The organism is Streptomyces saintjeani (assembly GCF_055409605.1).
Genome location: NZ_CP189624.1, coordinates 4,925,678 through 4,947,244, shown reverse-complemented (window position 1 = coordinate 4,947,244; position 21,567 = coordinate 4,925,678). Strand labels below are relative to the sequence as shown.

The following is a 21,567-nucleotide window of genomic DNA, read 5'->3' as shown; positions in this document are numbered from 1 at the left end:
GTGCTGTCAGGGTCACTTCAGCATCGCTGAACCACCCCCGAGCACATGGAGACCCGCACGTGTTCCAGGAGTACAAGCGTCTCGCCAAGGCCGCGTTCGTCGCCGCGGCCACCACGTCCCTCGCCGTCGGCCTCACCGCCGGAACGGCCTCGGCCGCCCCCAACCTGTCGAATCTGCCCGAGAGTTCGACGTCGTTCCAGAGAACCTTCCAGCCGTACTTCGACTACGACTCGGACGGCTGCCTCCCGGCGGCGGCGATCGACCTGTGGGGGAACCTCAACGGCGGCCTGAACCCGAGCGGTTCGATCGGCGGCGGCTGCCGCACGGACCACCTCGGCAACGCGAACACCTACGCGCGCGCCAAGTGCAACAACGGGTGGTGCGGGATCATCTACACCCTGTACTTCGAGAAGGACCAGGCCGACCCGACCGGCATCTCGGGGCTCGGCCACCGCCACGACTGGGAGTGCGTGGTGGTCTGGGTGAAGCAGGGCGCGGCGCAGCCGTCGTACATCTCCGCCTCGCGGCACGGCGGGTTCAACACGATCCCCGTCGACCAGGCGCCGATGGACGGCGTCCACGCGAAGATCGTCTACCACAAGGACGGCGCCTCCACCCACGCCTTCCGCTTCGCCAAGTCCGGTGAAACGGCGGAGGCTTGGCCCGACGGCGGCTGGGACCACCCGGCGCTGGTGAGCTGGGACCACTACCCGGCGAGCAAGGACCCGGCGAAGAACCTCCAGACCATCATGAACAACTCCGACTGGGGCAACGCCAACTTCCCCCTCCAGGACAGCAAGTTCAACGACACCCTGAACAAGGGCAAGCCGAGCGGGATCGCCTTCGACCCGTACGGCGCCGGCTGAGCACAGCGCCGAGGGCCGGACCGTGCCGGTACTACCCGTGTAGTACTCAGGTACGAGCCGGCCCTCCCGCGGCCTACATGTCCTGGTCGGTGCGCTCCCGCACCGGCTGGTTGCTCATCGCGTCCTGCCGGCCGGCCTGGTACGCGGTGACGCTGTCGCGGGCCCGCGTCGTCTCGCGCTCGGCGGTCGTCAGGAGCCGCTCCATCCGCTGGCGCATCGGACCGATCAGCCCGCCGCCGACACCGACGATCAGAATTCCGGCGCCGGCCGCGAGCGCCGCGTACAGCACCGGCTGGGTGACCGTCGTCGCGATGCCCGCCTGGCCGAGCGCGGCGATCACGCCGAGCGCGAGGATGCAGGCCCACACGACCGTCGCGAGCGTACGGCCGTACGACATCGAGGACAGCGCGCTGCCGACGATCGCGCGCACCGCGTTGGCGATGGCCATCGCGACGACCACGAGGACGACCGCGACGATGCCGCGCGGCAGCCAGCCGACGATGTTGTTGATCATCGTGCTGACCGGGTTGGTGCCGAAGACGCCGAGCGCGAGCTGGAGCGTGATCAGCATCAGCGCGTAGTAGACGATCTTGCAGACGATCCCGGTCATGTCGTACTTCGAGTCGCGCAGGAACCGGTCCGCCCCCGCCCGGTCCGCGAGCCGCTCCGAACCGACCTTGCGCAGCACGCGGTCGAGGACCCGGGCGATCATCTTCGACACGAACCAGCCGATGGCGAGGATGATCAGGAAGCCGACGAGTTTCGGCACGAACTGCGCGACCTTGGACCAGGCGTCGTTCAGTCCCTGGGTGAAGTTGATGGCGAGCGTGGTGGTGGCCATGGGCGGCACATCCTTCGTTCGATTTCCCGAAGCTCGGACCAGCGGTGCAACGCCCCCCTCCTTCCGTGGATAGCAGGACGGGGTGACGGGGGCCCGTGGGGTGGGGCTGTCCGGGTGATACCGAGGGGGTAGCGGGGTACGCCTGCGGGGCGGTTCCGGCGGGGGCGGTCCGAACACGGTTGGGGGTGGGGAGTACGCGGGGACTACTCAGGGGGTACGGGGACGGCGGGCCGGTAGCTGCGGAGGCGGGGGTTACGGGGGCGCACCCCGGCGACTACAGGCGCACCAGCCCCTGGGCCACGGGCACCCGACCCGGCCCTCGGTGCCGCCCCACGAACAGCCCGGTGACCGTTCCCTCAGCGCCCCGCCGGAGTCGCCCGCGCCTCGCTCTCCAGGTGGCTGAGCTGCTGCCGGATGTGGTCCAGCGCGCCTTCCCTGCGCCCCGGGACCCGGGTACGCAGCGCCGTGAGCGCGGGAGCCAGCTCACGCGCCGGGATCAGCGCGTCGATACGGCCCCACTGGTGGTGCGCCCGGTCCACGGCCGCCTCGACCGCGGGCGCGTCCACCGGCTGCCCGGCGGCCAGCCTGAGCGACGCCACCGACAGCCACGTACGGCAGCTGCGCTCCGCGTCCCCCGCGAGCATCGCGAGGTCGGCGCGCACCTCGGCCCAGTGCAGCGCCTCGTCCGAGCCGGGGCCGTACGTCTCCACGGCGGTCTCCTCCTGCCGGGCCGCGAGCACGTCGGCGTCGCCGTGCCGCCCGCCCTGCACGGCCGCGGTGATGGCGGCGTGCGGGTCGTCGGCGGGGGTGCCGCCGGGTACGTCATGGGGGCTGGCCGCGCCCCCGGGTACCTCGTGAGGACCAGCCGCGCCCCGGGGTGCCTCCCGAGGGCCAGCCGCATACCCAGGTACCTCCCGAGGGCGGACCGCATCCCCGGGTACCCCCTGAGGACCAGCCGCACCCCCAGGCACCTCCCGAGAGCCGACCGCATCCCCGGGTACCCCCTGAGAGGTAGGCGGAGTGAGCGGGTGCGCAGGAGACTGCGACGGGATGCGGGGGGCGCCCTTCGGGGGTGGGGGTACTACGACCGGGGCAGCGGGGTGAGGTTCGCCGTGGGCTCGGGGGCCCGTCGTACCCGTACCCGTCATACCCGTAGTACTCGCGCCGTACGTACCAGCCGCACCGGCCCCCCACCCCGTACCCGGCCCGATCACCAGATCCGCGCTCTCACCGTCACCCCGTACTCGTGCCAGCGCGGCCCCGTGCAGCTGCTCGATGCCCGGTCGGCCTCCGCTGCGCAGGATCGTCCCCACGGCCTTCATGTACGCCGGTGTCCCCGTACCCCGCCGTCCGCCGGGCGGGACGACCCGGCCGTGGACGGCGACGTCGGGACCGCAGCCGAGGGGGTTGTCGCGGAGCCACTCCCAGGTGTCGGCGTCGGCGTGGAGGTCGAGGAGGACCGTGGTGGTACCCGGGGCGCGCAGGCGCAGTTCCTCGCGGAACCAGTGCCAGGGGAACCCGGTGTAGCGGACGGTCGCGGGGGTGGTGCGGGCGAGTGCGAGGTGCGGCAGGCGCTGGCGGCGGTCGAGCTGGAGCTGGCCGGCGACGAAGAGGGTGAGCGGTCCCGGTGACGCGGCGGCGGCCCGCAGCCGGGTCAGGACGGCCTGCGGCTCCAGCGGGTCGGCGAGTTCGACGACGTTGGCGGTGTCGGTGCCGGCCAGCACGGCGGGCGGCACCGCGGCCAGCACCGGCAGCACGGACGCGGCATCCACCAGGCGCCCCTTGCCGACGGGCGAAGCCGCCAGCAGCAGCACGGTTCCGGGCATGGGTCCCTCCCCCTGATGGATCACTTACGTCAGCACCGTAGCCGCTACGACCCCGATGGGGAGCCCCGGAAGGGCAAACCCCCGTACCCCCACCGGCCCCCGCTCACCCCTCGGGGACCATCCGTACGGCGAAGACCGTCGTGTCGTCCCCCGGTCTTCCCTCGCTGTGCCGCAGCGCGCCTTCCCGTACGAACGCCACCAGCCGGTCCGGGTCCGCGAGCCCTGCGTCCCTGGTCAGGGCCTGGGTCAGCTCTTCCAGCAGGGGATAGAACCGCCCCTGCGCGTCCCGTGCCTCGGTCACTCCGTCCGTCACGAGGAGGACGGTCTCCTCCGCGCCGACCTCGACCCGTAGTACCTCAGGGGTACCTCTCAGGTCCCCCTGGTCCCCTGATACCTCCAGCTCCCCCAGCCCGAGCGGCAGCTCGCTCCCGGCCTCGTCCCCCACCAGTACCCGTACCCCTCCGGTACCCACCGCCAGGGGCGGCTCGTGCCCGAACACCACCACCTCGACGACCGCCACACCCCCGACCGCTCCTTTGGGGGGATACCCGAGAAGTACGGCGGTGGCGAACCGGTCGCCCTCGTCGCGCCCGACCGCCGCCGCGTGCCCCCGGTGCCGCAGCATCCGCGTCTCCAGCCGTGCGGCCACCACCCCGAGGTCGGCCTCGTGGTACCCGGCCTCCCGGAACGTCCCGAGCAGCGCCGCCGCTGCCTCGACGGCGGCGAGACCCTTGCCCTGGACGTCCCCCACCAGTACCCGGGTCCCATGCGGGCCGGGCTGGATGTCGTAGAAGTCGCCGCCCACCCGGGCGTCCGCGTCGGCGGCGAGGTACACCTCGGCGTGCCGCAGCCCGCCCCAGTCGGCGGGCAGCGGGCGCAGCACCGTACGCCGGGTGGTGTCGGCGACGTCCGTCATGCGCACCATGCGCCGCTCGGCCCGCAGCCGCGCCGCGCACGCCAGGACGGACAGGCCCCCGCCGACGGCGACGAGCACCAGGTCGACGCTCCCCGCCTTGTACCGGTCCGGCTCGCGCAGCTCGGTGAGGACGAACGCGGCGAGCGACAGCACGGCGAACAGCGCGGTCGTCCGCACCCCGCACAGCACCGCCGCGATCGCGACGACGAACACGCAGAACGACTCGATGTGGAACCGCACGTCGGTCCCCACGTCCAGCAGCGTGATCCCGGTCAGCAGCAGCGCCGGCACCAGCCAGGTCACCCTGCGCCCCCGTACGCCGAAGAGCCCGAGCCGCATGGGCCGACAGAACCACGCGGCGTTGTCGTCCGCATCCCCACGGAGACCGACTTGCCAGCGTCACTCCCTGGGTGTGCTCTGGAGGTCAGGGGGTGGGGGATACCCGGAGAGGAGTACTCCAGATGGCTCACGCGGCACCCGCACCACATGATGCGAACCACGTCTTCAGCGCCCGTACCCACCGGATCGCGGCCTGGGCGGGTCCGGTGGTACTAGGACTCGTGTACGGGTACTGGGTGGCGGCCGTCCGCCGCTCGGGCGGCCCGATCACCGGCTGGAACCTGCTGCTCGGCTTCGTCAGCGCCTTCGCCCTCGTGGCGGCGTACGTCGCGGTGCGCGCCCTGGCCCCGCGCCTGGAGCGCGAGGTGCACGCCGTGCTGTGGGCGTCCTTCGCGGGCTGCGCCTTCGGCTTCGCCTACAGCCAGACCGGCGCGACGATCTGGCGCTCCGTGATGATGTCCCTCGGGGTCGCGGCGGGCGTCTTCGTCGTCCTCTTCTACCGGTACTACACCCACGAGGACGGGGAGGGACATCGCGTCCGCTGAGGTAGCGCCCCGGTCGTAACCGGGTAGTACCTGAGGCCGACAGGGCCGGGCCCCGGCGAGGTGGTCGTCCACCCGCCGGGGCCCGGTCCTGTCACGGTCACGTCATCCGCTCACCACCAGCCCGAGGACCCGGCCGAACTCCAGCTCCATGAGCCCGAGGCGCTCCACGAGCCGGAGCCCGCGGCGCTCCACGAGGTGGCGTAGGGGTCGTAGGAGTTGTTCCAGCCGTAGGGGTTGTCCCAGTTGCTCCAGTTCCCGTTCTTCCACTGGGGACAGGGGTCGGAGCAGGTCGGCACCCAGGCGCCGCCGGTGTTCACGAACGCGGCGCTGGCCCAGCCCTGGGCGCCGACGAGCCAGTACCAGTAGGGGTTCCCGTTGACGCTCTGCCCCTGGACCATGCACTGCACGCGGTCCTGGCTGCCGGGGGAGAGCGCGGTGACGACGCCCGAGTTCGTGGTGGGCGACGACCGTACGTTGAGTTCTGTGCCCGAGACGACGGTGCCCCAGATCGGGCCGCCGCCTCCGCCGTGACCGCCGCCGCGTCCCTCCGCGAAGGCGGGTGAGGTGGTCGCCGGCGTGGTCGATGGCGCTGCCGCCGCGTGGGTGCCCGCCGCGGCCACGGCCAGCGTGCCACCGGTGAGCAGGGCCGCGGCCAGGGTCCGCAGGACCGGAGTACTGCGCATGATTCGGCCTCCTTCTCCCCTGAACGTCCCCGTTTCCCCCCAGCACCAGGAAACACCCGTTCGGGTGAACCCTCCACCGGAGGGGGGAGGGGGTGGAGGACCGGTACGGGGGGTGGGGAGGCCGGGGCCTCGCACCCACATGGCGGCAACCCGCTGGCGTACCCCTCAGGTACCCCCTTGCCTGGAGGCGTGGCCCTTACCAGCGTGACCCGTAGTACCCGTAGCCCTCGTAGTACCCGTCATACCCGTAGTACCCGTACGGCCGTCTCCGCCGCGCTCGTCGCCCTCGCCTGCCTCCTCGTCCCCCTCGCGGCCCTCGCGGCCTGGGCGTCGTACGACCTGCGGGACCAGGAGCGGTACGTCCGGGCGCTCGCGCCGCTGGCCACGGACGCGGCGGTACGGCGCACCATCGTGGAGGGCGTGGCCCGGGACGCGCCGGGCGTGCCACGGCGGGTCGTCGAGGACGAGGTACACCGGTTCACCGCGACGTCCGCGTATCGCGCGGCGTGGGACGAGGGGAACCGGGAGGCGTACGCGGCGGTGCTGCGGGCGTTGGAGGAACCAGGGCGGGGGGTGGTTGTCGGGGTGACGGGGCGGGGGGCGGTCGGTGGGGCACGCGAACTAGAGGCGGCTGACGTAGCACCGGCGAGGGAAGCGGTCGGCGTAGCGCCCGGGCGTGAGGCAGTCGGCGTAGCTCCAGCGCAGGAGGCAGTCGGTGGGGCGGCGGCTCGCGAGGCCGGTGGTGTGCGGCCGGGGACCACTTCCGGGCGTCAACTCCCCCTCGGACACGCCTCGTTCACGTCGGCCCCGGTGACCCTGCTGCCCCGGCAGAATCTGGACGCCCTACGCCGGGGGTATCACGTGCTGGACGTCGCCGGGTTCTGGCTGCCCGTCGCGGCCGTGCTGTTCGGCGGGGCCGGTATCACGGTCGCCGTGTGCCGCCGCCGGGCCCTGACGGCGACCGCCCTCGGTACGGCACTCGGCGGCGCACTGCTCGGCCTCGCGGTCGTGATCGCCCGCTACCTCACCCTCGACGGCCTCACCGACCCGGCCCACCGGCTCGCCGCGGCAGCCGTGTACGACGCGTTGACCGAGACCTTGCGCACGGCGTCGTGGCTGCTGCTGGCCGGGGGGCTGGCGGTCGCGGGAGCTACGTGGGTGACGCAGGTGGTGCGGGCACGGGTGTGAGGGCGCGAGGTTGGGGGAGCAGGACCGGGGACCACCATCCCGCCGAAGAGCAGCGGCGTCCGCGCGGGACTCGTCGCCGGACCGGGATCAGCGGCATCCGTAGAGGACCCGTCGCCGCACAGGGATCAACTTCGGCCGTACAGGCGGCCCCCTCGCAGAGTTCGGCCTCTCCCCCGCACAGAGCCCGGCACCCCCGTATGCGGTTCAGCCCCGCCGGTGCAGGGTGATGTCCACGAGCAGTGCGCGGTGATCCGTACCCGGCAGGTCGAGGAAACGGGCGTGGGACGCCGAGAAGTCGTCGCTCAGCAGGACGTGGTCGATCTGGGCGCCGAACGTGGGGGTAGTACTTGAGGGCCAGCTCGGCTCGTGGCTCTTTCCGGTGAGGCGGGCGACGTCGTGGAGGCCCGTGCCGAGGATGCGGCGGAAGGCTGCGTGGTCCTGGGAGGCGTTGAAGTCCCCCGCGAGTATCACGGGTCCGGTCTGCCGGGCGGCCCACGCCTGGATACGGCCCAGCTCCCGCTTCCACAAGCCAACTTGACCGGGCAGTGGCGGTTTCGGGTGGGCGAGCTGGAGGCGTACGGCGGTCCCGTCGACGTCGGCCACCGCGCCCGGCATGCCCATCTCGGCGGGGATCGCCGCGGCCGGGGTGAGGGGGTAGCGGCTGAGGATGACCGACCCTACCGAGGTATCACCCTCGATGGCCTGGCGGTACGGGTAGGGGGCGGTGAGTTCGCGGCGCAGGGTGGCCTGGCAGCCGTACTCGCACTCCTGGACGAAGACGATGTCGGGGCTCTCCCGGCGTACGGCCCTCAGCAGGGCGTCGGTGGCCCAGCCGAACTCGGCGTTGGAGGTCAGCACCTTCAGGCGGGCGGCGACCGGGCCGCCGGGTTCGCGAGCGGTGCCGTACGGCTGGAGGAACCAGGCCAGCGTGCCGAGGACGACGGCGGACCAGAGCAGCCCCGGCCACCAGCGGACAAGGAGGGAGAGGAGGGCGGAGGCGGTCGCGGGGGCGAGCAACCACGGGAGGAACGCGAGGAGTTGGGGCACCGGAGTGACCGCGTCGACGTCCGCGACCCGGCAGCCGACGACCACGCTCACCCCGGCCAGCACCAGGCCCGCGCACCAGGCGCCGACCGTCCTCCTCCAGGGCCGTACGGCCGGGTCAGCGGAACTCCCGGACGACCTCGATGCGTCCGACGATGTGCTCGTTGAACTCATCCAGCTCCTCCGCGGGCACCCACAGCTCCAGAATGGTCTCCCCACCAGCCTGCCGCACGGGATACCGCGCCAAGAACGCGCTCTCCACCTCGAACCGGGTCACGTATCCCACCCCGCACGCGGGTACGTTCCAGTCCCGCGCGATCCGCACGGCGTAGTCCTCATTGAGTACGGGATAGAAGATCGGCTGCTCCACCCGCCGAGGCGGCCACGCCGTCCACCCGCTCGCCTCGACCAACGCGAGTTCCTCGGGACCGGTGGGACGCCAGAGGGTGGTGGTGGGGGTCGTAGTACTCATGAGTGACGACCGTAGTAGTACCCCTGCGGGGTGAGCGAGGCGGTTTCCCTAGCTCTGAGGTTGCTCAGACCCACTTGACCAGGCCAGGAGTAGGGAACGAATGTTCGCATCATGACCAGGACGAAGGTATGGGGGACGGCCGCCTCGGTGGCCGCGTTGACGCTCGCCGGTTGCAGCGCGGGAGGCGCCTCGCAGCCCGCGGAACGGCCGGCGGCGAGCCCGGCGGCGGCCGTGAAGCCTGCCGCTGCCGGGCACGCGGCTGTGGTGGGGATACCCGAGTTGGGGGGTATTACGGCCGTGGCCAGAGCGACCGCGCGGACCGGCAACGCGGAGTACCCGCTCCCCGGTGGCATGCGCGCGGGCGGCACACTCGCCGTCGCCTTCGAGTGCGAAGGCGTGGGGCGGCTCGTCATCGATGTGGTACCCGGTGGCGCCACTTTCTCCGTTCCGTGCGAAAAGGGAAAAGTGACGCCGTTCATGAACGAGGTTCCGGTGCACCAGAGCGCCCCCGCCGGGATGCTGCGGTTCTCGGCGGGGACAGGGGTCACCTGGGCGTTCGCGGCCGGATGGGACAAGGCCGGTCACGCACAAGACAGTTAGACGCCGATGTCGCGGCCGTCCTTGCGCCAGACCGAGACGACCGAGGGGCGGACGATCTTGCCGGGGCCGTCGGGCCAGGTGGAGGCCGGCTTCTCGACCGAGGCGCCGTCGATCTCGCCGGGGTGCTGGACGGAGACGAGGACGCGGCGGTCCTGGACGAGCGGGCCACAGGTCTCCGCGCCGGTCGGCACCGTGAGGAACTGCTTCAGCTCACCCCGGCGCGGACCCTTGGTCGCGACGCCGAACAGGCCGTCGTGGGAGCCGAGTTGGTTGCCGTCGGTGGAGATCCACAGGTTGCCGTGCGGGTCGAAGGCGACGTTGTCCGGGCAGGAGATGGGGCTGACGGCGGACTTGGGGAATCCGGCGAAGTAGGTGTTCGGGTCGTTCGGGTCGCCCGCGACGAGGAACAGCGACCAGCCGAACTTCAGCGACTCGGGACGGCCCCGGTGCTCGGTCAACTCCAGTACGTGGCCGTGCTTGTTGGCGTTGCGCGGGTTCGCTTCGTCCGCCTTCGCGTTCGAACCGACGCCGCGGTTCGAGTTGTTGGTGAGCGCGACGTACACCTTGCCCGTGACCGGGGAAGGTTCGATGTCCTCGGGCCGGTCCATCTTCGTCGCGCCGGCCTTGTCCCCGGCGAGCCGCGTGAAGACGAACACCTCCTCGGCGGTCATGCCCTCGACGTGCGAGACGGCGCCCTTCGCGGTCGCCGTCGCGAGCGGGATCCACTCGCCGCTGCCGTCGAACTCCCCGTCGGCGGGCAGCTTTCCGGTCCCGTCGATCTCGATCGCGGGCGAGTCACCGGTCAACTTCGCGACGTACAGGGTGCCTTCGTCGAGCAGCGAGAGGTTGTGCTCGCGCACGGCCCGCGACGAACCCCGCTTCATCTTCTTGCTGCCGACGAACTTGTAGAAGTAGTCGAAGCGTTCGTCGTCCCCGGAGTAGATCACCGGGCGCCCGTCGGCGGTGAGCCGGACGGTCGCGGCCTCGTGCTTGAAGCGGCCGAGCGCGGTGTGCTTGCGCGGCGTGGAGGAGGGGTCGTACGGGTCGAACTCGACGACGTACCCGAACCGGTGGACCTCGTTGGGCTCCTGCGCGACGTCGAACCGCTTGTCGAAGCGTTCCCACTTGCGCTCGGTGGCGCCGGTGCCGATGCCGTACCGCTTGTCGGTCGCGCGCGAGGAGTTCGCGAAGTACTGGTTGAAGTTCTCCTCGCCGTGCAGTGTCGTACCCCAGGGTGTCGTACCTCCGGAGCAGTTGTTCAGCGTCCCGTACACCTTGCGGCCGGTCGGGTCGGCGGAGGTCTTCAGCAGGTCGGACCCGGCGGCGGGCCCGGTCAGCCGGAACTCGGTGGTCGCGGTGACGCGCCGGTTGAGGTGGTGACGGGGTACGGCGGTGAGCTTGCCGGTCCTGCGGTCCTCCTGGACGACGACGGCGGCGAGGCCGTGCGCGGCCCAGGCGACCTCGACCTGCTGACGCGTCGGGTTCGCCGGGTCGTAGCCGCGGAACATGAGGATCTCGTCGGTGTACTCGTGGTTGGCGACGAGGAGTTGGCGGTCGCACTCGCCCGGCAGGGGGAGGAGGGCGAGGAAGTCGTTGTTGTACCCGAACTGGCCCGCCTGCGCGGCGGCCGTCTGGTTCTCCGGGTCGAACGCGGGGGCGCCCTTCACGATGGGCTCGCCCCAGCGGACGACGACGTTCTGCTCGTAGCCCTCGGGTATGACGACCGCGTCGGTGAGGTTGGGGGCGACGGCGCCGTACCTAAGGCCCCGGGCGGCCTGCTCGGACGGTTGGCCGTAGCTCCCGGGTACTACCGGTTTAGCCGCCAGGGTTGAGGCGTCGGCCGACGGCGCGTTCGTGACCGTGGCCGCGCCCGCCGCTGCGGCGACGGTGACCACGGCGGCGGCCCGCACCATCGCGCGGCGGCTGAGCGCACCGGCGATCACGTCGCCGACGTACGCGTTGTCGCTGGTGTTGGGCACCTCGTGGAAGCAGGCGTCACCACACCGGAAACGACAGGTCATGGCGGATCGGCCGCCCGGATGGGAACCGGTCTGCGTGGTGATGATCGGCAGCAGCTTGCGCACTTTGCTCTCCCCTTGCGTGCCCTTGGTGTCAGCGTGACGCTAGGGGGGCCTCCGTGCGGGAGCGGGGCTGGTGAGTGAACGACTGATGAACGGGTGGGGGACTCGCGGGGTGTTGTCGGGCTCTCCGGTGAACACCCTTGTGGAGATGCGGAGTTGGCCGGTTTATGTTGTCGCCGGTCGGTGGCGGGTGTTTGACACCCGGCGCCTTGTCCCGCTCACCCCTGCCCATGATCGCCATGTGGGGCCGCTAACCTTACGTGTCCGTCCTGGCCAGGGATTGACGGGCTTCAACTCACGCGAAGGGTTGCGCACATGGGTATTCTCACTCTCCTGCGAAACGCGTTCGGCAGGTCACGCAAGGAGCGTGCCGCCGAAGCAGAGGGTGCGGACCAGGTCCCTTCCCAGCAGGAGCCTGCGGCGCAGAGCCCGGCCGAGGCCCCCGCGCCGACGCCCGCTCCTTCACCGGCCGCCGCTCCTTCACCCGTCCCCGAGCCTCGCCAGTCCGACTCGTCCGAGCACGATCTGGTCTCGGCGGCTTTCGACAACGTGAAGGTGCCGGCACCGACGCGGTCCCCGGAGGGGGCGGCCGAGGGCGAGATTGAGACGGCGGAGGTTGCGGCCGGTGCGGAGGCTGCCGTTGCGGCCGAGGCCAAGGTGGAGACCGAGGCCGGAACCGATACCGACGCTGACGTCGAGGCTCCGGCTGAGGCCGAGTCGGTCGTGGGAGCTACGGGTACTACGGGTACCGCTGAGGTATCGGAGGAGGCCACCGCCGGTACTACCTCTGTCGTAGGGGGCGTGGAGGTCCCCGAGAAGGCCGAGGCGGACGAGGTGCCTGCGGCCGAGGTCACGGAGGCGCCGGAGGCCGAAGCTGAGACCGGGTCCGTCGAGACGCCGGCCGCCGCAGAAGCCGAGGCCGAGGCCGCCGAAGCGCCGGTCCCCGAGGAGCCCGCCACCAAGGAGCCCTCCGCCGAAGCGGAGGTCGTGGACGCGGCGCAGGCCCAGGAGAAGGCCGAGCCCGAATCGGCGGAACCCACGGAAGCGCCGGCCACCGAGTCGACGCCGGAACCGGCGGCGGAGGCCGAGCCCTCCCCCACGGAGATCCCGGCACCCCCCGTAGTACCGGTACTCCCCACGACCGCCCCCGAGGAGCCCGCAGCCGAGGAGCCCGCAGCCGAGGCCGACACCCCGGCCGAACCGGCCACCGACGCCGAGCCCTCCACCTCCCCGGCCCTCGCCGCGGACGCCTCCACCCCCGAGCCCACCGCCCCCGAGGCCCAGCCGGAACCGTCGACCCCCGCGTCCGACGGCACCCCCGAGACCCCGGTCGCCGAGGCAGAGCCCGAAGCGCCCTCGACCGAGCCCACGGCTGAGACCTCCGAGGCAGCGGACCAGGCCACCCCCGCCGAGGAGACGGCCACCGCACCCGAGGCAGAGACCCCCGAGGCCGAGGCCCCCGCTACCTCCGAGGTAGACCCCGCCGAGGCTCAGACCCCTGACACCTCCGAGGCAGCCGCCACCGAGGCCGAGCCCGCTCCTACCCCGGAGCCAGAAGCCGCCAAGGCCGAGCCCTCCCCTACCTCAGAGCCAGAAGCCCCCGAGGCCGCTCCCACCGAGACCGCCGCCGAAACCCCGGCCCCCGAGCCGACCCCCACCCCCGAAGCGACACCGGAACCCACCGACGGCGTAACTCCCGAGACCGACCCCCTCACCCCCGAGCCCGCCACCGAGGCCCCCGAAGCAGCCGAGGCCCCCGAAGCAGAGGCCCCCGCCTCCGCCGAAGCCGCCCCCGAGCCCACCGAGGAACCGGCCGCCGAAGCCGAAGCCACCTCCCCGGCCCCAGCCCTCGCCGAAGCCGCCCCCGAACCCACCCCCGAAGAGCCCGCCACCGAGGCCGACGCCCCCGCCGAACCGGCCACCGACGCCGAGCCCACCCCCTCCCCGGCCCCCGACCTCGAACCCGCCACCCCCACCCCTGCCGCCACCCCCACCATCCCCCCACACCTCACCACCGCCCATATCTCCGCCGCCCTGACCCTCGCCCACCTGGGCCTCACCACCGCCCGAGCCACCACCTACCTCGTCCTCGACCGCTCCGCGTCGATGCGCCCCTTCTACAAGGACGGCTCCGCGCAGGCCCTCGCCGATCAGACGCTCGCGCTGGCCGCGCACCTCTCGCCGGCCGACCCGACCGTGCACGTCGTGTTCTTCTCGACCGAGGTCGACGGGACCACGGACCTCGCGCTGGCCGACGAGGACGCGAGCACGAGGGTGGACGACGTGCACGCGGGCCTGGGCCGCATGGGCCGTACGACGTACCACGCGGCGGTCGAGGCGATCACGAAGCACCTCGGCTCGTCGGCGGACCCGGACGCCCCGGCGCTGGTGGTTTTCCAGACGGACGGCGCCCCGGACGCGAAGACCCCGGCGACGCAGTCCCTGACGGAGGCGGCGAAGACCCACCCCCGCCTCTTCTTCTCGTTCGTCGCGTTCGGCGAGCACGAGAACAAGGCGTTCGACTACCTCCGCAAGCTGAAGACGGACAACACGTCCTTCTTCCACGCGGGTCCTACCCCCAAGGGACTCACGGACGACGAGCTGTACGAGGGCGTCCTGAAGAACTGGCGCCCGTAATACCCGTAGCCCCGTCATACCCGTAGTACTCCGGTATGCCGTCCGCGCTCCCCCGGGAAAAAAGGGGGCGCGGGCGGCATACACACGTCGGCTACGATTTCAAGAATCCTGAGAACCAAAACCGACCTGGGAGCAGCCCCCGATGGCTCGACACCTCATCACCAGCGCCCTTCCGTACATCAACGGAATCAAGCACCTGGGCAACATGGTGGGGTCCATGCTCCCGGCGGACGTCTACTCCCGCTACCTGCGCCAGCGCGGCCACGACGTCCTCTACATCTGCGCGACGGACGAGCACGGCACCCCCGCCGAACTCGCCGCGAAGGAGCGGGGCCTGCCGGTCGACGAGTTCTGCGCGCAGGCCCACGACGCGCAGAGGGCCGTGTACGACGGCTTCGCGCTCGCCTTCGACTACTTCGGCCGCAGCTCCAGCGAGCAGAACGTCGAGATCACCCAGCACTTCGCGCGGAAACTGAACGAGAACGGTTTCATCGAGGAGCGCGCGATCCGCCAGGTCTACTCCCCGGCGGACGGCCGCTTCCTCCCGGACCGGTACGTCGAGGGCACCTGCCCGCACTGCGGGTACGACAAGGCGCGCGGCGACCAGTGCGAGAACTGCACGCGCGTCCTCGACCCGACCGACCTGATCGACCCGCGCAGCGCGATCTCCGGCTCGACGGACCTCGAAGTCCGGGAGACCAAGCACCTGTTCCTCCTCCAGTCGAAGCTCCAGCGCGAGGTCGAGGAGTGGGTCGCGGCGCACGAGGAGGAGTGGCCGCACCTCTCCTCGTCGATCGCCCGCAAGTGGCTCACCGAGGGTCTGCACGACCGCGCGATCACCCGCGACCTCGACTGGGGCGTGCCCGTCCCGGCGGACACCTGGCCCGAACTCGCCGCCGACGGCAAGGTGTTCTACGTCTGGTTCGACGCGCCGATCGAGTACATCGCGGCGACGAAGGAGTGGTCCGACGCGGACCCGGCGAACCGGGACTGGAAGTCGTGGTGGTACGAGTCCCAGGACACCGTCCGCTACACGGAGTTCATGGCGAAGGACAACGTCCCCTTCCACACGGTGATGTTCCCGGCGACCGAACTCGGCGTCCGTGAACCGTGGAAGATGGTCGACTACGTCAAGTCCTTCAACTGGCTGACGTACTACGGCGGGAAGTTCTCGACTTCCCAGAAGCGCGGGGTCTTCACCGACCAGGCGCTCAGCATCCTCCCCGCCGACTACTGGCGGTACTTCCTCATCGCCAACGCGCCCGAGTCGGACGACTCCTCGTTCACCTGGGAGCACTTCACGGCGACCGTGAACAAGGATCTCGCCGACACGCTCGGCAACTTCGTCAACCGCGTCCTGTCCTTCTCGAAGAAGCGGTTCGGCGACGAGGTCCCGGCGGGCGGCGAGGCGGGCGAGCCCGAGGCGCGGCTCGGCGAGGAGATCGCCCGGCTGCTCGCGGAGTACGAGGAGCACATGGACGCGCTCCAGTTCCGCAAGGCCGCGTCCGCGCTGCGCGCCCTGTGGTCGGCCGGCAACTCCTACCTGGAGGAGAAGGCGCCCTGGCTGGAGATCAAGACCAGCCCCGAGGGCGCGGCGCTGACCCTCCGTACGGCGATGAACCTCATCCACCTGTACTCGGTGGTCTCGGAACCCTTCATCCCGGCGACGTCGAAGACGATGCGCGAGTCCTTCGCCCTCACCGACGACACGGCGGCCTGGATCACCCCGGACGCGGCGAAGTCCCTCACCGCCGTCCCGGCCGGTACCCCCTTCACCGTCCCGCCGGTCCTGTTCGCGAAGCTGACGGACGAGGACCTGGAGACGTACAAGGAGCGGTTCGGCGGGCAGCCGGCGTAATACTCCGGAGCTACGTACGAGAGCCGGCCGACCGGCCCGGGAGAACACCCGGGCCGGTCGGCCGGCTTCGTTGCGCGGCCTCCGTGTCCCTCCACCCGGTGGCCGCGCGACCGGCCGGAGCCGGCGTCTCCAGGGGCGGGACGGGATGTCCGCTGCTGGAGGAGACTCCGGCCGGTGGCTCCGAGGTACTACACGGGGACTACTTGAGGGTGTCCGCGCCGGTCGTGGAGGTGAGGGCCGCGGGGAGGTTCTTGGCGGTGGATTCGAGGCCCGCCGTCAGCGTCGGGGTCCAGTTCACCGTCGCCTTCACGTCCTTGGACGCCGCCGCGTTGTAGAGCGACACCAGGTCCGTGGACGCGCCGTTGACGAGGTTGCCGGTGCTCTTGACCGAGCCGGTGCCGTCGCTGGAGAGAAGCTTGGAGAGCTTGGTGCCCGCCGGGACCTTCCAGTAGTTGTTCTCGGCGACGACCTGCGCCTTGGCGCGCGCGTTGATGCTGTACTGCGGGGTGTAGCCGTTCAGCGTGGTGATGTCGTAGTAGTTGTTGTAGATGTGCACCTGCCCGAGGCGCGCGAGGGGCGCCCGCTGGACGACCCCCTTCCACACGTTGTGGTGGATGGAGACCCGCAGCTTCCCGGTGCTGTCGGTGTCGCTGGCCCCGATGAGCATCGTCTTGTCGTGGCAGGTGAAGACGTTGCGGGAGACGGTGACGAGGTCGGAGCCCTTGGTGATGTCGAGCGCCCCGTCGTGGATCTGGTACTCCCGCCCGTAGTACTTGGGGTTGACCCCGTCGAAGTGCGGCGCGTCGGTGAACGTGTTGTGGTCCGCCCATACGTGGGTGGCACCGCGGAGGGTCACCGAGTCGTACTGGCTGTTCCAGTTGCCGGTGCTGCCGTCGGTGGGGTCCCACTGCGGGAAGCAGTCCTCGGTCGCCGACAGCGTCAGGTTGCGGACGACGACGTTGTCGACGTTCTGGATCTGGAGGCTCCCCCCGGTGATCCCGGCCCTGGACCCCGGCACGCCCACGATCGTCGTGTTCGCGGGGACCTTGAACACGATGTTCTTGGCCTGCTTGACCTGCGCCGCGGCCCGCGCCTTCTCCTGCGTACCGGACGGCAGCTTCTTACGCCCGTAGGTGGAGGGGTCGTACGCCTTCAGGTACGACGCCAGCGAGTACCCCGTACCTGAGGCGTACTCCGCGCAGGTGAGCTTCTTGCCCGCGTCGTTCGTGTTCGCGTCGATGGTGCCCTTGATCTTGATGATCCGGGGCGTCTTGTCCGCCGCCGACCCCAGCGCCTTCACGAGCTGCGCGCGGGTGGAGACGGTGAACGTGTGCGCGGCGTCGGCCTTCGCCCCGCCCGTGGTCCCGCTCCCGTACGACGCCCAGCCGTCCTTCGCGGCCAGCGTCTGGTGGTACAGGTCCGCCGCCCCGGCGTTCGCGTTCAGCACGAACACCCCGGCCCCGACCCCGGCGGCCACGACTGCGGCGGACACCATGAGGGTGCGGCGCTTGCGAACGGACCGGCGGTGAGAGGAAGTTGCCACGAAGGAAGTCCTTACGGGTCTGCTGTGCAGCGGGTGCGCTGCTGCTTACGACCCGTCAGTGGTCGCCGGGTGAAGGAAGGTTGCCGCACGACCGAACTTTTTCCACACGGCCCTCACAGCTGCCTCCGGCACCTCCAGAGAAACCTCACCTCACCTCACCCGCCCCGCCCCGCCCCGCCCCGCCCCGCCCCGGGCCACGCGGACATGCCGCCCCCTCCCTCCCCGAGTACGTCAGACAGAGCCGACCGCCAGCGCGCGCAGCACAGCCGCGAGGCTCCGGGGGTCGCGGCGCGCGATGTTGTGGCCGACAGGGATCTCGTGCACCCGCCAGCCCGGCTCGCCCCGCAGCCGTTCGGTCAGATCCGTGAACGGGCTGCCCGGCCAGGCGCCACCACTGATGTACGTCCCGCCGCGCGGCCTGTCCCCCAGCCTGACCGCCTGGACGAGGCTCGGCAGCGGGTGGGGCCGTGCGCGGGGGTCGAGCCCTTCGGGGACGGCGACCCATCGGCCGTCGGCACGGACGCCGGCGATGAACAGTTCCCGGAAACTGTCGCTGGTCAGGGACCAGCACGAGTCCCCGTCGGCCGGGACGTACGCGTCGATGTAGACGACCTGGCCGAGCCGGTCGCCGAGCCGGTCCGCGACTCCGGCGATCACCATCCCGCCGTAGCTGTGCCCACACAGTGCGACGGGCGTCCCGTCGCCGCGGCCGACGGTCTCGGCGACCTGGGCGATGTGGGCGTCGAGGTTCGGCGGCCGGTCCACGTCGAGCGGGCCGTCCGGCTCCAGCCCCGCCAGCGTCACGGCCTCGACCTGGTGGCCGTCCCGCCGCAACTCGTCGGCCACGGCGTCGAACGCCCACCCGCCCTGCCAACCACCCGGCACCATCACGTACTTCACCGCGCCATCGTAGGCCGGGAGGCCGTCCAGCTTCATGACGCTCAGTCAACAAGCCTCACCAGAAAGCGAGTTCGGCTCCGCATCGAAGCCGGGAACACGACCCCTACGGCCCCTTCCGCACCGCCGCGCGAAAGGGGCCGACGTACTCACGGTCCGTACGTCGATCAGGTCGCCGCGCCGGTCAGCCGGTGCCCTCGTTCGTCGTGTCCGGGTCGACCCCCATCGTGAGGGAGGCGACGACGCCCCTGGCGATGGCGTTCTTGTCGTACTTCAGCTTGAGCAGGCCGCCGGTCGTGCCGCTCTGGTCGTAGATGGTGTCCTCCGTGAGGGTGGTCCGGGTCGTCGTACTCGTGGAGTACGGCTCGACGGCCTCCGTCAGAACCACCGTGTCCTCGTCGAAGAAGAGCTGGCCGGTGTGACAGGTGGTGCCGCCCTCGTACCCGGCGTCGGTCCACTCGCCGTTGACGTGCACCTTGGTGTGGATGTGGACGCAGCGGCCCTGGTACCAGCCGGGGAAGACGGTCCTGAAGGTGACGTTGCCGTTCCGGTCCGTACGCCACGTACCCCTCAGGTAGCGGGTGTCGCTGGTCGGCTCCTCGTGCCCGCCGCCACCGCCGCCGCCGGACGGGGGCTCACCCGTCGGGGTGCCGCTGGGGACGTCCGTAGGAGTCCCGCTCGGCGCGTCGGTCGGCGGAGTACCGCCCCCGCCGCCCTGCGAGAACGACTCGTACCCGGAGTACAGCCCGAGCGCGTCGCAGTGCCAGACGTCGACCGCCGCGTTCGGGACCGGCTTGCAGGTCTCGGAGTCGATCACCTTGAGCTGGAGGGTCAGCGGGATGCCCGCCTTGTCCTCGGTGATGTCCTGGCGGAGCTTGTCGGCGTCGATGTAGTAGGGGCCCTCGGTGGTCTCCGAGGTGAGCTTGTAGCAGACCGTCCCGGCGGAGCCGGAGGCCGACGCGGTGACCTTCTTGCCGTTCGCGCCCGTGCCCGCGCCCGTCCCCTTGCCCGGCTCGCCGGCGCTCGCGCTCATCGCCAGCACGCTCGCGCCCCCGACCGCGGCGACGGCTGCGCCACCCGCGACGACGACCTTACGGCGCGTCAAGTTCCTTTTGTGCCTGGGGCCTTGGGTGTTCTCGGTGCTCTCGTTTCCCGTCATGGCAAGGAAGGTAGGTAAGAAGCCTGTCACCACCATGGGCTCCGGCTGTGCGTACCTGAGAAAGCCGGAACGGCCGGAAAGCAACGCCCCGAGGCCGAAGAGGGCAACGAGTAGGGGGCCGAAGACCATCACGGTCTCCGGCCCCCTACTCAGGTACTACCCGGTTACTACTTCGGCTGCGGCTTCCTGATGTTCAGGTGCAGCTCCCGCAGCCGCGACTCCTCCAGCTCCGTCGGCGCGCCCATCATCAGGTCCTGGGCGTTGCCGTTGAGCGGGAAGGCGATGGTCTCGCGGATGTTGGGCTCGTCGGCCAGCAGCATGACGATGCGGTCGACACCGGGGGCGATGCCACCGTGCGGCGGGGCGCCGAAGCGCAGCGCGCGCAGCATGCCGGCGAACTCGCGCTCGACGGTCTCGGCGTCGTACCCGGCGATGTTGAACGCCTTCAGCATGATGTCGGGCTCGTGGTTGCGGATAGCGCCCGACGACAGCTCGACGCCGTTGCAGACGATGTCGTACTGCCAGGCCAGGATGTCCAGCGGGTCCTGGTTCTCCAGCGCGCCCATCCCGCCCTGCGGCATGGAGAACGGGTTGTGCGAGAAGTCGATCTTGCCGGTCTCCTCGTCCTTCTCGTACATCGGGAAGTCGACGATCCAGCAGAACCGGAAGACGTTCTCCTCGAAGTGCCCGGCACGCTTGGCGGCCTCGACGCGGACCGCGCCCATGATCTTGGAGACCTCGTCGAACTCACCGGCGCCGAAGAACACGGCGTGCCCGGCGGCGAGCGAGAGCCGCTTGGTCAGCTCGGCGACGTTCTCCTCGGTGAGGAACTTCGCGATCGGGCCGGACAGCGAGCCGTCCTCACCGACGCGCACCCAGGCGAGCCCCTTCGCGCCCTGCGCGATCGCGTACTCGCCGAGCTGGTCGAAGAACTTCCGCGGCTGGGCGGAGACCTCCGGCACCGGCAGCGCGCGCACGTGCTTCCCGGCGAACGCCTTGAACTCGGAGCCCTCGAAGATGTCGGTGATGTCGACGAGTTCGAGCTGGGCGCGCAGGTCCGGCTTGTCGGAGCCGTACTTGAGCATCGACTCGCGGAACGGGATGCGCGGGAACGGCGAGGTGACCTCCCGGCCGCCGCCGAACTCGGTGAACAACTCGGTCATGAGCTTCTCGATCGGCTGGAAGACGTCCTCCTGCTCGACGAAGCTCATCTCGACGTCGAGCTGGTAGAACTCGCCGGGCGAGCGGTCGGCGCGGGCGTCCTCGTCGCGGAAACACGGCGCGATCTGGAAATACCGGTCGAACCCGGAGATCATCAGCAGCTGCTTGAACTGCTGCGGCGCCTGCGGGAGCGCGTAGAAGCGGCCCGCGTGCAGCCGGGAGGGGACCACGAAGTCGCGCGCGCCCTCGGGGGAGGTCGCGGTGAGGATCGGGGTGGCCATCTCGTTGAACCCGAGGGCGACCATCTTGTGCCGGATCGCCGAGATCACGGCCGTACGCAGCATGATGTTGCGGTGCATGCGCTCGCGGCGCAGGTCGAGGAAGCGGTACTCCAGGCGGCGCTCCTCGTTGACGCCGTCCTCGGCGTTGATGGTGAAGGGGAGCGGCTGGGCGGCGCCGAGGAGTTCGACCTCGGCGACCTCGACCTCGATCTCACCGGTGGGGAGGTCGGCGTTCACGTTCTCTGTTCCACGTGAAACAACGCGGCCGTCGACGCGGACGGTCGACTCCTTGCTGACCTTGTCGAGGGCGTCGTACGCGGGGGTGCCGGGCCGGGCGACGAGCTGCGTGATGCCGTAGTGGTCGCGCAGATCGATGAAGAGGATGCCGCCCAGGTCGCGCCGATTGTGCAGCCAGCCGCTCAGCCGGACGTCGGTGCCGACGTCAGAGGCGCGGAGCTGGCCGCAGGTGTGGGACCTGTACCGATGCATCTTCGTTCATCGTCCTTACGTGGATTTCGGTCACGCGTGTTGCGATCCTCGGTCGCCTCAAGGGTACCGGCCGCCTTGAAACCGCCCCTCCGGATAACGGCGGGAGGACGGCGGTCGTACGACAACACTGGCGTCCCGGCC

At 70.8% G+C, this 21,567-nt stretch carries 17 protein-coding genes; 6 read left to right on the top strand and 11 right to left on the bottom strand.

All coding sequences use genetic code 11. The features are described 5' to 3' along the window. The first annotated feature begins 59 nt into the window (after nt 1-59). Complete coding sequence (locus tag ACQCO7_RS22545) at nt 60-866, top strand: NPP1 family protein (RefSeq protein WP_464073550.1); 807 nt, start codon at nt 60-62, stop codon at nt 864-866. Between the two features lie 73 nt (nt 867-939). Here the strand turns inward: ACQCO7_RS22545 and ACQCO7_RS22540 are convergent, their stop codons facing one another. The 3 genes from ACQCO7_RS22540 to ACQCO7_RS22530 form a co-directional block, all read right to left on the bottom strand. After that, nucleotides 940-1,707, bottom strand: coding sequence for a mechanosensitive ion channel family protein (locus ACQCO7_RS22540; protein ID WP_464073549.1), 768 nt, complete (start codon nt 1,705-1,707; stop codon nt 940-942). 356 nt (nt 1,708-2,063) lie between these two features. Further along, nucleotides 2,064-3,533, bottom strand: coding sequence for a hypothetical protein (locus ACQCO7_RS22535; protein WP_464073548.1), 1,470 nt, complete (start codon nt 3,531-3,533; stop codon nt 2,064-2,066). Between the two features lie 103 nt (nt 3,534-3,636). Continuing rightward, nucleotides 3,637-4,788, bottom strand: coding sequence for a PP2C family protein-serine/threonine phosphatase (locus ACQCO7_RS22530; protein ID WP_464073547.1), 1,152 nt, complete (start codon nt 4,786-4,788; stop codon nt 3,637-3,639). A 122-nt stretch (nt 4,789-4,910) separates the two neighbouring features. On the opposite strand from ACQCO7_RS22530, the gene ACQCO7_RS22525 reads away from it, so the two are divergent. Next, nucleotides 4,911-5,333, top strand: a complete 423-nt coding sequence (locus ACQCO7_RS22525; protein ID WP_464073546.1) for a hypothetical protein — start codon at nt 4,911-4,913, stop codon at nt 5,331-5,333. Between the two features lie 110 nt (nt 5,334-5,443). Here the strand turns inward: ACQCO7_RS22525 and ACQCO7_RS22520 are convergent, their stop codons facing one another. Then, nucleotides 5,444-6,016, bottom strand: coding sequence for an SH3 domain-containing protein (locus tag ACQCO7_RS22520; protein ID WP_464073545.1), 573 nt, complete (start codon nt 6,014-6,016; stop codon nt 5,444-5,446). A 189-nt stretch (nt 6,017-6,205) separates the two neighbouring features. Between ACQCO7_RS22520 and ACQCO7_RS22515 the strand changes: the two genes are divergently transcribed. Then, nucleotides 6,206-7,204: a hypothetical protein gene (locus ACQCO7_RS22515; RefSeq protein WP_464073544.1), complete on the top strand. Its 999-nt coding sequence runs from the start codon at nt 6,206-6,208 to the stop codon at nt 7,202-7,204. 204 nt (nt 7,205-7,408) lie between these two features. On the opposite strand, the gene ACQCO7_RS22510 is transcribed toward ACQCO7_RS22515, so the two are convergent. Further along, nucleotides 7,409-8,422: an endonuclease/exonuclease/phosphatase family protein gene (locus ACQCO7_RS22510; protein WP_464073543.1), complete on the bottom strand. Its 1,014-nt coding sequence runs from the start codon at nt 8,420-8,422 to the stop codon at nt 7,409-7,411. After that, entirely contained in the window at nt 8,367-8,720 is a 354-nt protein-coding gene (locus ACQCO7_RS22505) for a hypothetical protein (RefSeq protein WP_464073542.1), read from the bottom strand. The genes ACQCO7_RS22510 and ACQCO7_RS22505 overlap by 56 nt, the downstream gene beginning before the upstream one ends. A gap of 111 nt (nt 8,721-8,831) precedes the next feature. Between ACQCO7_RS22505 and ACQCO7_RS22500 the strand changes: the two genes are divergently transcribed. Further along, entirely contained in the window at nt 8,832-9,320 is a 489-nt protein-coding gene (locus ACQCO7_RS22500) for a hypothetical protein (protein WP_464073541.1), read from the top strand. On the opposite strand, the gene ACQCO7_RS22495 is transcribed toward ACQCO7_RS22500, so the two are convergent. After that, nucleotides 9,317-11,404, bottom strand: coding sequence for a PhoX family protein (locus ACQCO7_RS22495; protein WP_464073540.1), 2,088 nt, complete (start codon nt 11,402-11,404; stop codon nt 9,317-9,319). The two genes, ACQCO7_RS22500 and ACQCO7_RS22495, sit on opposite strands and share 4 nt — an antisense overlap. A gap of 312 nt (nt 11,405-11,716) precedes the next feature. Here ACQCO7_RS22495 and ACQCO7_RS22490 point away from each other — a divergent pair, with 312 nt between their 5' ends. Next, on the top strand, nt 11,717-14,038 hold the full coding sequence (locus tag ACQCO7_RS22490; RefSeq protein WP_464073539.1) for a VWA domain-containing protein: 2,322 nt from the start codon (nt 11,717-11,719) through the stop codon (nt 14,036-14,038). Between the two features lie 142 nt (nt 14,039-14,180). Continuing rightward, nucleotides 14,181-15,896 carry a methionine--tRNA ligase gene (gene metG / locus ACQCO7_RS22485; RefSeq protein ID WP_464073538.1) on the top strand — a complete coding sequence of 572 codons (1,716 nt, stop codon included), beginning with the start codon at nt 14,181-14,183 and terminating at the stop codon, nt 15,894-15,896. A gap of 199 nt (nt 15,897-16,095) precedes the next feature. Here metG and ACQCO7_RS22480 read toward each other — a convergent pair whose 3' ends face one another. From ACQCO7_RS22480 to aspS, 4 genes are all read right to left on the bottom strand, one after another. Continuing rightward, nucleotides 16,096-17,439, bottom strand: a complete 1,344-nt coding sequence (locus ACQCO7_RS22480; RefSeq protein ID WP_464073537.1) for a pectate lyase family protein — start codon at nt 17,437-17,439, stop codon at nt 16,096-16,098. A gap of 231 nt (nt 17,440-17,670) precedes the next feature. Further along, nucleotides 17,671-18,375: an alpha/beta fold hydrolase gene (locus ACQCO7_RS22475; protein ID WP_464073536.1), complete on the bottom strand. Its 705-nt coding sequence runs from the start codon at nt 18,373-18,375 to the stop codon at nt 17,671-17,673. Nucleotides 18,376-18,520: 145 nt separating this feature from the next. Next, nucleotides 18,521-19,495: an intradiol ring-cleavage dioxygenase gene (locus ACQCO7_RS22470; RefSeq protein WP_464073535.1), complete on the bottom strand. Its 975-nt coding sequence runs from the start codon at nt 19,493-19,495 to the stop codon at nt 18,521-18,523. A gap of 167 nt (nt 19,496-19,662) precedes the next feature. Continuing rightward, nucleotides 19,663-21,426, bottom strand: a complete 1,764-nt coding sequence (gene aspS / locus ACQCO7_RS22465; RefSeq protein WP_464073534.1) for an aspartate--tRNA ligase — start codon at nt 21,424-21,426, stop codon at nt 19,663-19,665. Nucleotides 21,427-21,567: the final 141 nt, after the last annotated feature.